At 72.2% G+C, this 11,662-nt stretch carries 13 protein-coding genes, 1 tRNA gene and 1 pseudogene; 9 read left to right on the forward strand and 6 right to left on the reverse strand.

Features of this window, described 5'->3' with window-relative positions; translation table 11 throughout:
* Positions 1-433, forward strand: a 433-nt coding sequence (locus E0D90_RS17835) for an AfsA-related hotdog domain-containing protein (RefSeq protein WP_265415961.1), incomplete at its 5' end; no start/stop codon positions are given.
* 45 nt (positions 434-478) lie between these two features.
* On the opposite strand, the gene E0D90_RS26645 is transcribed toward E0D90_RS17835, so the two are convergent.
* Positions 479-649, reverse strand: a complete 171-nt coding sequence (locus tag E0D90_RS26645; RefSeq protein WP_157996884.1) for a type II toxin-antitoxin system CcdA family antitoxin — start codon at positions 647-649, stop codon at positions 479-481.
* A gap of 91 nt (positions 650-740) precedes the next feature.
* Here E0D90_RS26645 and E0D90_RS17840 point away from each other — a divergent pair.
* The 3 genes and pseudogenes from E0D90_RS17840 to E0D90_RS17850 form a co-directional block, all read left to right on the forward strand.
* A pseudogene (locus E0D90_RS17840) lies at positions 741-938 on the forward strand (RHS repeat-associated core domain-containing protein); the annotation flags it as partial.
* Between the two features lie 12 nt (positions 939-950).
* On the forward strand, positions 951-1,250 hold the full coding sequence (locus tag E0D90_RS17845) for a toxin C-terminal domain-containing protein (protein WP_130799228.1): 300 nt from the start codon (positions 951-953) through the stop codon (positions 1,248-1,250).
* 451 nt (positions 1,251-1,701) lie between these two features.
* The gene (locus E0D90_RS17850; protein ID WP_194116911.1) at positions 1,702-2,154 is read left to right on the forward strand and encodes a hypothetical protein; all 453 of its coding nucleotides are present in this window, start codon (positions 1,702-1,704) and stop codon (positions 2,152-2,154) included.
* A gap of 94 nt (positions 2,155-2,248) precedes the next feature.
* Here E0D90_RS17850 and E0D90_RS17855 read toward each other — a convergent pair whose 3' ends face one another.
* The 3 genes from E0D90_RS17855 to E0D90_RS17865 form a co-directional block, all read right to left on the reverse strand.
* A complete protein-coding gene (locus E0D90_RS17855; protein WP_130799230.1) occupies positions 2,249-2,665 on the reverse strand; it encodes a PIN domain nuclease in 417 nt (138 codons plus the stop codon).
* Positions 2,662-2,853, reverse strand: a complete 192-nt coding sequence (locus tag E0D90_RS17860; RefSeq protein ID WP_130799231.1) for a type II toxin-antitoxin system VapB family antitoxin — start codon at positions 2,851-2,853, stop codon at positions 2,662-2,664. The genes E0D90_RS17855 and E0D90_RS17860 overlap by 4 nt, the downstream gene beginning before the upstream one ends.
* 384 nt (positions 2,854-3,237) lie before the next feature.
* A tRNA-Gly gene (locus E0D90_RS17865) sits at positions 3,238-3,311 on the reverse strand.
* Between the two features lie 544 nt (positions 3,312-3,855).
* Between E0D90_RS17865 and gdhA the strand changes: the two genes are divergently transcribed.
* Positions 3,856-5,187, forward strand: coding sequence for an NADP-specific glutamate dehydrogenase (gdhA, locus tag E0D90_RS17870; RefSeq protein ID WP_130799232.1), 1,332 nt, complete (start codon positions 3,856-3,858; stop codon positions 5,185-5,187).
* Between the two features lie 76 nt (positions 5,188-5,263).
* Here gdhA and E0D90_RS17875 read toward each other — a convergent pair whose 3' ends face one another.
* Positions 5,264-6,112 carry a UbiA family prenyltransferase gene (locus E0D90_RS17875; RefSeq protein WP_130799233.1) on the reverse strand — a complete coding sequence of 283 codons (849 nt, stop codon included), beginning with the start codon at positions 6,110-6,112 and terminating at the stop codon, positions 5,264-5,266.
* A 27-nt stretch (positions 6,113-6,139) separates the two neighbouring features.
* Between E0D90_RS17875 and E0D90_RS17880 the strand changes: the two genes are divergently transcribed.
* The 3 genes from E0D90_RS17880 to E0D90_RS17890 are packed head-to-tail and all read left to right on the forward strand — an operon-like array spanning position 6,140 to position 9,513.
* Complete coding sequence (locus tag E0D90_RS17880) at positions 6,140-6,916, forward strand: methyltransferase domain-containing protein (protein ID WP_103500321.1); 777 nt, start codon at positions 6,140-6,142, stop codon at positions 6,914-6,916.
* 3 nt (positions 6,917-6,919) lie between these two features.
* Positions 6,920-8,191, forward strand: a complete 1,272-nt coding sequence (locus tag E0D90_RS17885; protein ID WP_130799234.1) for an acyl-CoA dehydrogenase family protein — start codon at positions 6,920-6,922, stop codon at positions 8,189-8,191.
* Entirely contained in the window at positions 8,188-9,513 is a 1,326-nt protein-coding gene (locus E0D90_RS17890; RefSeq protein WP_227870295.1) for a type III polyketide synthase, read from the forward strand. Before E0D90_RS17885 ends, E0D90_RS17890 begins: the two co-directional genes overlap by 4 nt.
* Before the next feature lie 142 nt (positions 9,514-9,655).
* Here E0D90_RS17890 and E0D90_RS17895 read toward each other — a convergent pair whose 3' ends face one another.
* Positions 9,656-11,200, reverse strand: coding sequence for a ricin-type beta-trefoil lectin domain protein (locus E0D90_RS17895; RefSeq protein ID WP_130799235.1), 1,545 nt, complete (start codon positions 11,198-11,200; stop codon positions 9,656-9,658).
* 339 nt (positions 11,201-11,539) lie between these two features.
* On the opposite strand from E0D90_RS17895, the gene E0D90_RS17900 reads away from it, so the two are divergent.
* A partial coding sequence (locus E0D90_RS17900; RefSeq protein WP_174856217.1) for a helix-turn-helix domain-containing protein occupies positions 11,540-11,662 on the forward strand: 123 nt, incomplete at its 3' end.

An 11,662-nucleotide genomic window follows, 5' to 3' on the forward strand; every position in this document is an offset into this window, starting at 1 on the left:
CCTCGATACCGATCCCGGACACCCGCCCCTGTCCGAACCCGTCCCGCCCGCCATCGTGGGCCGGCTCGACGAACGCGATGTCGTCCTCGGCCTCCCGGGCTCCGCCGCCGGCCGCCGCGACCTCGCCTGGTCCCTGCGCGTCGACCCCGGCCACCCGGTGCTCTTCGACCACGCCACCGGCGACGTACCCGGCATGGTCCTCCTGGAGGCCGCCCGTCAGGCCGCCCAGGCAGCCTGCGCCCCGTACCGCGTCCTCACCGTCGAGATACGCAGCGCGTTCCACCTCCCCCTCGCCCAGTCCGCTCCCTGCCACATCTCCGCGGTCCGGCTCCCCACCCAGGACGCCGGAGAGGAGGCCGTACTACGCGTCGCCGCCTGGCAGTTCGGACGACTCGCCTTCGACAGCCTCGTCGTCGCCGCCCTCTGCGACTGACCGGCTCACCTCCGGCCGGGCCCCGCCCGGCCGGAGGTGAGCCGGTCAGCCGCGCTCGCAGTCACGACGGGTGCCCTGGTCGTCTCCCAGAAGTTGGTGCCGGATCTGGCGGGCCACGGCTTCCGCCACGTAGCCGGAGATGTTGTCCGTGAGCTTGCGCAGCTCCGCGACCTGGTCGCTGGGCAGCGTGAAGGTGATGCGAGTCGTTGAGGACATACGCGAAGCATGCACAGGATGACCCGGGGCTCGGTACCCGACCTCGACATCAGAGACGGTCCGACAGGACTCGGCGACCGTCTGGGGCGGAGCCGGCGCCAACAGCGGGGTCGGGCCCAGCCCGCTGCGTTTTCCCGGCCAGTACGCGGACTCCGAGACCGGCTGGAACTACAACTACCATCGCCAGTACGACCCCGAATGCGGCCGGTACACAACGCTCGACCCGCTGGGAATCTCCCCCTCACCCAACCCTTACTCCTACGCGCATAATCCGCTGACCTGGTGCGACCCACTGGGGCTGATGTCCCACGCCAACCTGAACTCGGTTACTCGGCACCAGTCTGACGACGTAGCCAAGTTCCTCGGGTACACGAAGACGAAGCAGATCTCCGTGCTGAAGGCGCCGATCTGGCACAACAAGAAGGGTAATCCGAAATACATCACCTGGGATCGGACAGGGCGCCATCCACAGCCGGTGTTCAAGGGATCGAATGAAAAAGGTGCTTTCCAGACCACCAAGTCATCGGGGCGCGATGGATCTTACGGACTGGACATATCGGCCGACGGGATGGTAGAGGGTCTGAAGTGGCTCAAGAGGTGACAACACAGCTGGCTGATCCGGTTGAAATCGTCATCAGCCCTGCCCGGGAAGACGTCGCCGGTGGCAATTCCGACGGCCCGGGGGCGCAGGAATACGAGGCGGCGCTTCGCGTATACGTCGTGAATCTGATGGAGCGGGCACAGTCCGACCCTTCGGGGGGGCCTCATCTGTCGGGTTGGAGGTGGTCGGATTGGTTGTCAATCGACCATTGCCTGCGGAGCGTGCGTCACTGCGGGCCGGAGTCGTCCTGAACCCCGCTGAGGCCGTGGATGTCGTTGCCGCTATGGCAGCCGATCGTGGGCCAACAGTTGAGCTGCGACTGCGTGGACAGCTCGAGATCAAACCTGGCTGGGACGGCGCGGTCCATTTCATTGTGCCTTCTGCCGTGGCGGACGCGATGAGGCGTGGGCCTCAGCCGGATCCGGAAGTTCTGGTCGTCCGGCAGGGGGCCGTGCTGGACGGGCCGGAGGAGGACGACGCCGAGCTGGTGGAGGACCCGGCCGATGATGACTTCTGGCAGGCGATCTGTGACGGCCTCCAGCCGACGACTCTGGTGTGTGAGCAGTGGGCGCACGGGGTGCGCGGGTACCGGTGGTGGCGGGTCGCGGCCCCCGCGGATGTGGCCGCGGTACGCCACGAGGTGCGCCCGCGGTCGTTGGTGCGGTTCGTGTTCCAGCCCGATCTCGGTTTCTCCGAGGACATGCTTGAGGAATCCTTCACCGCGTTCCGGACACCGCTGGAGCCTGGGGAACTGGAGTACCGCGAGTACCCCTTCGGCACCGACACACTCGAAGAGGTCCGGGATGCCGACTTCACTCTCGCCCTGATCGAGCGGGACCTCGATGACCGGCAGGCCGTCGTCCCCGACGCCGACGGCGTCATCCGCGCATGCTGGGAACGCTGACCGGAACGCCCGCCGCCCGACCGCCCGCAGGCTTCCCGCCTCGGCGGCTCACCAGGACCCACCCTGGGAGGGGGCAGCGGTGCGGCGCAGCTGCTCAGTCGGCGGTGCCGGGTTCGGCTACCCACTGGTGGGGCTGGCCGGTGATGGCGGCGATCTGTTCGTAGTCCTCGTCGTAGTGCAGGATGCTCACGCCATGCCGCTCGGCGGTCGCAGCGATCAGGAGGTCCGCGGTGGACAGGGCGCGGTGGTTGCCCTTGCGGATGGCCTGCACCTGGATGTCCAGCGCGCGATCCCACACTTCGTCGGGACACGGCAGGTAGTCGAAGCCGCGCAGCAACTCGCGGATGAGGTCTGCTTCCCTGGCGTTCCGAGCGGAGTACAGCACCTCGACCTCGACCACTCCGGTGACGGCGACGAGGCCGCGTTGGACGAGTGGGTCAAGCAGGGGCCGGACCCCTGGCTTGCCGCGGCGTGCCAGGGCGGACTTGTCGAGCAGGTAGCGCACGCTCACGCCGCCCGGGCGTCATAGGTCAGATCGATTTCGCCGCTATCGATGGCATCCATGAGCGCGAGCCGCTTGTGCAGCTTGATCGTCTCGTCGATGGCCCGCCGAACGGCCTCAGCCTTGGTCTTCGCTCCGTACAGGCGCATCAGTTCCTCGGTTGCCTGGTCGTCCAGGTCGATGACGGTCCTCGACATGCTTCCTCCTCGTTGCAGGCGATGCCTAAACGATATCGCAGCATTCGACTACAAGACATCGAATGTGCGTGAGAGGATGGGGCTCGGTCAACGCCATCGCTCTCCCCGCGCCGTCCCGCCGAGATCGGCATCGGCTCTCTTCTGGGGCGCTGCGGTGGTCGCCGGTCAGACGAACTGTCGAACAGGCGAGCCTGCCAAGCGGCGATGCGAGCGCTTCACCGCAGCGCCCCGCCCAGTCGCTGTGCCCTCGGAGTCGAACTGCTCGAACGAATGGCGCGCAAGTCACCCGACAGCGATGGCACGGGAGCTTGGCTGATGCCCGCCCATATGGATCGGTGAGGGGACAACAAACGACCCCCAGGCCGCTGGCCTGGGGGTTTGGAGTGGAGCGGGCGACGAGAATCGAACTCGCGCTCTGAGCTTGGGAAGCTCATGTTCTACCATTAAACTACGCCCGCGCGGAGCGCCCTGGGGTGCTCGCCCGACGTACTTTACCCCATGCGCGGCCCCGGACGCAGCGGTGTCGCCCCCGTGCGGCGGAGGTGTGGCGCGGGCGGAGCGGCGTGCCCGGCGTGGTCGGTGGGATCCCCTACGGTGGCGGGGTCGTCGTCGATGTTCAGGGAGTAGGGCGCTTTGCAGACCACGGTCGTCCGCTGTGCCGAGGGGCACCAGTTCAGTACGCGCGAGTTTCCGATGCAGCACCTGAGCCGGGACCGGATCGGTCCCGGCCGGCTGTTGCGGTGTCCGCGTTGTGCGCGGCTGCGCAGCGCGGTGCCGGTGCCCGTCGGGAAGTGACGGGGATGGCGGTGGCCCGCTGGGGACGAGCCCGGCCGGCCACCGCCGCCGCGTGTTGAGGGCGCGGGGTTGTGGCTGGTGGCACAGGCCGTGGAGAGTGTGCGGGTGGTGGCGGTCGGGTAGCGGCGCAACGGGGCGCGCGACCCGCCGGGGACGCGGCGGGCGCCACCGCCCAGGGGTCACGTCGTACGAGGTCGGGAGTCAGCTGTGCTTGAGGAGATCTACGGCCACGTTCTGCGCCGCAACGCGGGGGAGCGGGAGTTCCACCAGGCGGTGCGCGAGGTGCTGGAGTCGCTGCCGGTGGTGCTGGAGCGCCGTCCGGAGCTGTGCCAGGCGTCGCTGGTGGAACGGCTGGTCGAGCCGGAGCGTCAGCTGATGTTCCGGGTGCCGTGGACGGACGACGACGGGCACGTCCATGTGAACCGTGGTTTCCGCGTCGAGTTCAACAGCGCGCTGGGCCCGTACAAGGGCGGCCTGCGGTTCCACCCGTCCGTCAACCTCGACATCGTGAAGTTCCTCGGTTTCGAGCAGACCTTCAAGAACGCGCTGACCGGGATGCCGATCGGTGGTGGCAAGGGTGGCAGCGACTTCGATCCCAAGGGCCGTTCGGACGACGAGGTGATGCGGTTCTGCCAGTCGTTCATGACCGAGCTGTACCGCCACCTCGGCGAGCACACCGATGTCCCCGCCGGTGACACCGGTGTCGGCGCGCGGGAGATCGGCTATCTCTTCGGGCAGTACCGCCGGATCACCAACCGCTACGAGGCGGGCGTGCTGACCGGCAAGGGCATCGGCTGGGGCGGCTCGCACGCCCGCCCCGAGGCCACCGGCTACGGGCTGGTGGCGTTCACCGCCGAGATGCTGCGTACCCGTGGCGAGGAGCTGGACGGGATGCGGGTCGTGGTCTCCGGTTCCGGGAACGTCGCGATCCACGCCGCCGAGAAGGCGGAGCAGCTGGGCGCCACGGTCGTCGCCTGCTCGGACTCCGGCGGTTGTGTGCTGGACGAGAAGGGCCTGGACCTCGATCTGCTCAAGCAGGTCAAGCTGGTCGACCGTGAGCGTCTCGACGTCTACGCCGAGCGGCGTGGCTCCGCCGCCACGTACCGCGCGGACGGCCGGGTGTGGGACATCCCGTGCGATGTCGCGCTGCCCTCGGCCACCCAGAACGAGCTGGACGAGGACGCCGCCCGCACGCTGATCGGCAACGGGGTCCGGGTCGTCGCGGAGGGTGCCAACATGCCGACCACCCCCGAGGCGGTCCGGGCGCTGCGCGAGGCCGGGGTGCTCTTCGCCCCGGGCAAGGCGGCGAACGCCGGTGGGGTGGCGACGAGCGCGCTGGAGATGCAGCAGAACGCGTCCCGCGTCACCTGGTCGTTCGAGACGACCGAGGACCGGCTCTCGGAGATCATGCGGCACATCCACGACACCTGTTACGAGACGGCAGACCGTTACGGCCGCCCCGGTGACTACGTGGCCGGGGCCAACATCGCCGGTTTCGAGCTGGTGGGCGACGCGATGCTCGCGCAGGGCGTCATCTGAGCGCGCGCTTCCGCACCCTCAGCTCCCGCGCCGTCCGGGTCCCGCGCCGAGTCCGGGGCCCTGGGCCGCCCGGATCTCAGCCGGCCGGTACGCCGCTGCTGACGAGCAGCGCCACGTTCATCACCGCCACCAGCAGCAGCGCGTTGAACGCCGCCCGCGATCCCGGGCGGCGTGCGCGCGCCAGCCCCACACCGAGGGCGCCGGCGGCGAGGGGCAGCGCGACCAGCGCCGCCGTGCCCGGCCCACTGCCGTCCGCCGGTCCGAGCGCCAGGAAGCAGCAGGCGCCGAGCATCAGCGCCGCGGCGGTGGCCCGGCTGCGCGCGGCGCCCAGACGTTGCGGCAGGCCGCGTACCCCGGTGGCGGCGTCGTCGGCGAGGTCGGGCAGCACGTTGAGGAAGTGCGCCGCGCAGCCGAGCAGCGCCCCGCCCGCCACCAGCCATGCCGGTGGGGCGGGCGCGCCCGGCAGTGCGAGCACCACGAACGCGGGCAGCAGCCCGAACGACACGGCGTAGCAACCGACCGACCAGACACGCGACTTGAGGCCGAGGTCGTACGCCCAGGCAGAGACGAGCGCGAGCAGGTGCGCGGCGGCGGCCGGCCAGCCGGTGAGCAGGGTCAGGGCGACGGCCGCCCCGGCCGATACCCCGACCGCGACCCGGACCGCCGCCGGATCGAGCGCGCCGGTGGCGAGGGGCTTGTCCTCGCGGCCCGACTGGGCGTCACGTCCGGCGTCCATCAGGTCGTTGAGCCAGCCGACGGAGAGCTGTCCGGCGAAGACAGCCGCTGTGACCAGCAGCGTTCCGGCGACGTCGTGTCCCCAGCCGATCGCCAGTGCCGCCGTGACGGCGGTGACGGCGAGGACCGGCAGCGGGTGGGTGGCGCGCCACCACGCGGAGGTGGACACGGCGTCGGCTTTCTGTCGCATAGGCGGCAAGTGTGCCAGCCTGTCCGCATGGTCTTCCTCAGGGAGCACGCCGGTCCGCCGATCGCCCCGAACGACCCCGTTCTGTACGAACGGCTGGCAGACGAATGGTGGCGGCCACGCGGCCGGTTCGCGATGCTGCACTGGCTGGCGGCGGCCCGTGCGGAGCTGGTGCCACCGGCCTCCCGGCCCGGCGCGGTCCTGGTGGACCTGGGCTGCGGCGGCGGGCTGATGGCGCCTCATCTGCGCGGCAAGGGGTACCACCATCTGGGCGTCGACCGGTCGCCGTCGGCGTTGCGCCACGCGGCGGCGCACGGGGTGCTGGCGGTGCGCGGCGATGTGCTGGCGGTGCCGCTGCGTGACGGGTGCGCGGACGTGGTGGCGGCGGGCGAGATCCTGGAGCACGTGGAGGATCTGCCACGGGCGGTGGCGGAGGCGTGCCGGCTGCTCCGCCCGGGAGGGCTGCTGGTGCTGGACACCCTGGCGGACACGGCGCTCTGCCGGGCGCTGGCCATCGGAGTCGCCGAGCGGGTGCCGCGGATGGCGCCGCGCGGGGTGCACGATCCGGAACTTCTCGTCAACCGGGCGGAGTTGGCACGGGAGTGCGCGCGGCACGGGGTCCGGTTGCAGGTGCGCGGCATCCGTCCGTCGCTGCCGGGCGTGGCGGCCTGGATCGCCGGGCGGCGGGATTCGGTGCCGATGGTGCCGGTGGCCAGTACGGCGGTGCTGTTCCAGGGGCGCGGCCGGCTTTCCGAGGGCGCGCGGCGTCCGGTGCGCGACGCCGTGACCGTCGCAGAGGAGGTGTGAGCGATGACGACGACTGATCAGATCACGGATGAGCCGCCCACGACGGCCGGCACCGGTTCGGGCACGGACGCGCCGACGCCCGCCGAGGCGCTGGAGCGGGCGCGCGAGCTGGCACCCCGCTTCGCGGAGCGGGCCGGGGAGTACGACGCGGCGGGTGCCTTCCCGGTCGCGGACTTCGAGGAGCTGCGGGCGGCGGGGCTGCTGGGGCTGCTGGTCCCGCGCCGGCTCGGCGGCAGCGGCGCCGGCTTCGCGGAGTACGCCGCGGTGGCCGCGGAACTGGCGGCGGGCGCCGGGGCGACCGCGCTGGTGTTCAACATGCATGCCTCGGTCACCGGGGCGCTGGCGCACACCCCGGACGAGCTGATCCGTGAACTGGGCGCTCCCGACTATGTGTTCACCGCCCGGGACCGGGTGCTGGCCGGTGCCGCCGACGGCGCCCTGTACGCGGTGGCGATGAGCGAACGCGGTGCCGGCTCGCGGCTCTCCCGGATCACCACCCGGTACCGCCGGGAGGGCGACGGCTTCCACCTGACCGGTGCCAAGACCTTCGTCTCCGGCGCCGGACACGCCGACGCCTACCTGGTCGCCGCCAAGGAGCAGACGGAACCGGAGGCTGCCGGGGACGAGGGCGGCGACGGCACCGGACGGGTCTCGTACTTCCTGGTCCCGGCCGGCGAGGGGCTGCGGGTCGAGCCGACCTGGGACTCGCTGGGGATGCGCGCCACCGGCAGCCACGACCTCCACCTGGACGTGTCGCTGCCCGCCGACGCCCTGCTCGGCGGTGTCGACGGCCTGGCGGTGCCGATGGCGCAGGTGATGCCGCAGTGGCTGGTGGCCTCGTACGCCGCCGTCTACGTCGGGGTGGCGCGTGCCGCGCTGGCGGCGGCGTCCGCGCACCTCACCGCCCGGGGACTCCAGGCGCTGCCCGCGGTCCGGGCGCGGCTGGGCCGGGCGGACGCCGCGACGGCCGCCGCGGGGCTGGCGGTGACGGAGGCGGCGCGGCGGGTCGGCGAGCACCCGGGCGAGCCGGAGACCAACCGGTGGATCTGGCGGGCCAAGCTGCTCGCCGGTGACACGGCTGCCGAGGTCGCCGCCTCCGCGCTGGAGGCGGCCGGGACCTCGGCCATGCGTCGTGGGCACCCGCTGGAACGCATCTACCGGGACGCGCGCTGCGGCGCCCTGCAGCCCGCGACCTCCGACGTCTGCGCCGACTGGCTCGGGGTGGCGGCCCTGGGCGGCGACCCCGAGAACGCCCCCGGGGCGAGCCGGTGGTGACCGCCGCGCCGAGGCCGGTGGCCGGACCGTCGCAGGCCGAGGCACCACGGTCCGAGGCGACACGGTCCGAGGCGCCGCAGGCCGAGCAGCCGGGCACGGAACAGCCGGGCACCGAGCAGCCGGGCACGGAACAGCCGGGCACCGAACAGCCCGCCGCCTGGCTGCCGCAGGCCGCGCGGCCGGGAGCGGCCGTCGTGACCGGGCTCGGGATCGCCGTCCCCGACGCGGTGGACCAGCAGCGGCTGTGGGAGGACCGGTTCGACGACCACTTCGGCGGTTCGCCGCTGGCTCGGCGGATCTTCGCCGGGGCCGGGGTACGGCAGCGGCACACGGTCGTCGATCTCGCGATGGAGAGCCCGCACGACTGGTCCACCGCCGAGCGGATGCGCCGCTACGCGCGGGAGGCGCCGGGGCTCGGCCACCGGGCGGTCGTGGCGGCCCTCGCCGACGCCGGGCTGGCGGCGCGGGACGTCGGCCAGCTGACGGTGGCGTCGTGCACCGGCTACGACACCCCGGGCCTGGACATCCGGCTCGCCGGTTCGCTGGGGCTGGAGCCGGGTACGCAGCGGCTGCTGGTCGGTCACATGGGCTGTTACGCGGCGCTCCCGGCGCTCGGTTCGGCGGCCGACTTCGTGACGGCGCGCGGGCGTCCGGCGGTACTGCTCTGCCTGGAGCTGCCGTCGCTGCATCTGCAGCCGCCGACGGACGAGGTGCAGCAGGTGGTGACGCACGCGCTGTTCGGGGACGCGGCGGTGGCGCTGGTGCTGCTCCCCGGCGGGTCCGGCACGGTGAGGGGAGCCGCGGCGACGGGAGCCGCAGCCATGGCAGCCACGGCAGCCGCGTCTGCCGGCCCGGAGGTCTCCCGGGGGCGGGACGGTCTGGAGCTGGTCGACCTGGTCGCCCACACAGATCCGACGACGGCCGACCTGATGACGTGGCGGGTGACCGACCACGGCTTCCGGATGGGACTGTCGGCGGCGGTGCCTGATGTGCTGGCGACCCAGGTGCGCCCGGTCACGGAGCGGCTGCTGACGCGCCACGGCCTGGACGTGGCCGATGTCGCCGGCTGGGCGGTGCACCCGGGCGGCCCGCGCATCCTGGAGACTGTCGAGGGCGAGCTGGACCTCGCCCCGGACGCGCTGGACGCGTCCCGCGCGGTGCTGGCGGAGTACGGCAACTGCTCCTCGCCGACCGTGCTGCTGGTGCTGGACCGGCTCTCGCACGGCCCGCGCCCGGCGGACGGCGCGCCCGTCGTCGCCATGGCCTTCGGCCCGGGGCTGACGCTCTACGCGGCGCTGTTCCGGGTCCGCCGCCGGGGCTGAGCCCTCCTGGCCGCCGGGGCACCGGCACGTCCGGAACCGGCTCCGGCGTGCCGGTGCCCCGGTGAGCACGACGCCGCGCTCACCGGGGCACCGGGCCGTCAGGCGGTCAGCCCGCCTCGGCCCCTCAGCCGAACCGGCCCCCTCAGACGAACCGCTGGCTGTCCGAGCCGTCGCACGGCTGGAGCGTCAGCTGCGCGCGGCTGCTCTGCTGGGCGACGCACAGGCCCGGCGCGGCCACCGGGGAGAGCGTGTCGCCCGCGCCGGCGACGAACTGCTGGCTGGCGGTGCCGTTGCAGTCGTACAGCTGGAGCGCGGCTCCGGCGTTGAAGGAGCCGGAGGGCACGTCCAGGCAGCGGTCGTGGGTCAGTTCGATGTGCAGTGACCCCCGGTCCTCGTCGTGGAACCAGCCCTGGCCGCGTCCGTCGTCGCATGCCTCGCCGACGACCTTGGTGCGGTTGGTGGTCGCGTCACTGGGAGCCGCGGCGCACTCGCCGGTGGCGGCGTTGGTGCGCGGTGCGAAGCGGTCGTCCCAGGCGCCGGGGAAGAGCTGGGCCTGGCCGGTGCTCGCGGGGTCGGCGCAGCTCGCCTCGGTGAGGCCGGAGGCGTGCAGCGCGGTCAGGCAGTCGGCGAAGGCGCCGTGGCCGCGTGCGTTGGGGTGGAAGGACTGGCGGACGGAGTTGGCGTCCGGCGGGAACGGGTTGGTGATGTCGACGGTCAGTCCGCGCACCCAGGTGTTGTCGGAGCAGACCTCGTGGCCGTGGAAGAGGCGGGAGCCGTCGAGATAGGTGGCGTCGGAGTTCCGTGCGGCGGTGCGCATGCTCTCCTGGAACGCCGGCACGGCGACATCGCGGGCCCAGGCGCCGTCGCTGTCGTAGAAGGTGCAGCCGCCGGGGATCTTGCCCGGGAAGCGCGGGTTGTCGCGGTGGTCGGGGCCGATGGGGCCGGGGTAGCCGAGGACGACGAGGTGGTAGTCCTCGCGCGCGTATCCGGCATCGGTCATCACGGTGTGCAGGTCGGCGACGGTCGACTCGACCTTGGGCCGCAGGTTGTCGACGCGCTCCTGCCAGCCGCCGGCGTAGGTGGGGTGGCAGGGGCCCTGCCAGAAGAGGAACCAGCCGGTGATGCAGTCGGTGATGACCGGGCCGAACTGGAGGTCGTCATTGGCGCCGACGACGAGGAGGACGGTGTCGACGCGGGTGTTGCGGGCGGCGATGGCGAGGCTGTCGCTCTGGACCAGTTCGTCGGCGAACTGCTGGGTGCCGCCGATCCGGACGTTCTGGGTGGAGGCGCCGGAGCAGGCGAAGTTGTAGGTGATGTCGGCCGGGATGCCGGTGCGGTGGATCGCGGCGTCGTGGGAGCGGTGGCACCAGTTGGAGGGGCCGTCGGTGGGGGGTTCGTAGTTGCCGGCGCCCTCGCCGGAGATCTGGCTGTCGCCGAGGGAGGCGAGGGAGACCTGGCGTTCGTCGAGGGGGCGCGGCGCGGCGTCGCCGTAGAGTTCCACGGCCTGTGCGGCGCGGATCTCCTCCAGTTCGGCGGAGAGCGGCGCGGCCGTGCCGGCGGACGGTGCGGCGGTGGCCGTTCCGTCGGCGAGCACGGCCGGGGCGGAGGTGCCGAGCAGCCCGAAGGCGGCGAGGGCGACGACGGCCGCGCGCGCGGTGGCGCGGCGGCGGCGTGGTGTTCCTGCCATGGGGACTCCCGTCGGTCGTGGGGGTGTTACCCACGGTTTTTACCGCCTGGTAACAATTCTGGGAATCCCCCGCGCGGGAGCTGATGGGTCACGCGCAGGTCAGGGGGGTGGAGTCGTGCGCCCCGGGGCGCACGAGGGCGAGGGTGCGTCCCCGGTGGCCGGGCGCGACAGCGGTGATACCGAGTATGTAACGGGTGGCATACTGCGTATGTCGCGGGCCCGCACTGTCGAGCCGCCCCTGACCTGCGGGGATGTCAGGCGCGAGGTGGGGGAGGGCTCCGTTCCGGAGGTGGGAGGCGGGTTGCACGGGCTACTTCCTACTCGGTATAGATACGCGGTATGTCCATCAGATTCGGGTTGCTGGCGCTTCTGGAGCGGGGTCCTCGTTACGGCTCGCAGCTGCGGTCGGATTTCGAGACGCGCACGGGGGCGACGTGGCCGCTGAACATCGGCCAGGTGTAC

Source organism: Streptomyces otsuchiensis, from assembly GCF_004305975.1.
Taxonomy (GTDB): Bacteria; Actinomycetota; Actinomycetes; order Streptomycetales; family Streptomycetaceae; genus Streptomyces; species Streptomyces otsuchiensis.

What these genes read in the sequence shown, in the direction of transcription:
- E0D90_RS26645 (WP_157996884.1), bottom strand. Translation starts at nt 649, where the DNA reads ATGTCCTCAACGACTCGCATCACCTTCACGCTGCCCAGCGACCAGGTC.
- E0D90_RS17845 (WP_130799228.1), top strand. Translation starts at nt 951, where the DNA reads ATGTCCCACGCCAACCTGAACTCGGTTACTCGGCACCAGTCTGACGAC.
- E0D90_RS17860 (WP_130799231.1), bottom strand. Translation starts at nt 2,853, where the DNA reads ATGTCGAGGACCGTCATCGACCTGGACGACCAGGCAACCGAGGAACTG.
- E0D90_RS17875 (WP_130799233.1), bottom strand. Translation starts at nt 6,112, where the DNA reads ATGCGACAGAAAGCCGACGCCGTGTCCACCTCCGCGTGGTGGCGCGCC.
- E0D90_RS17880 (WP_103500321.1), top strand. Translation starts at nt 6,140, where the DNA reads ATGGTCTTCCTCAGGGAGCACGCCGGTCCGCCGATCGCCCCGAACGAC.
- E0D90_RS17885 (WP_130799234.1), top strand. Translation starts at nt 6,920, where the DNA reads ATGACGACGACTGATCAGATCACGGATGAGCCGCCCACGACGGCCGGC.
- E0D90_RS17895 (WP_130799235.1), bottom strand. Translation starts at nt 11,200, where the DNA reads ATGGCAGGAACACCACGCCGCCGCCGCGCCACCGCGCGCGCGGCCGTC.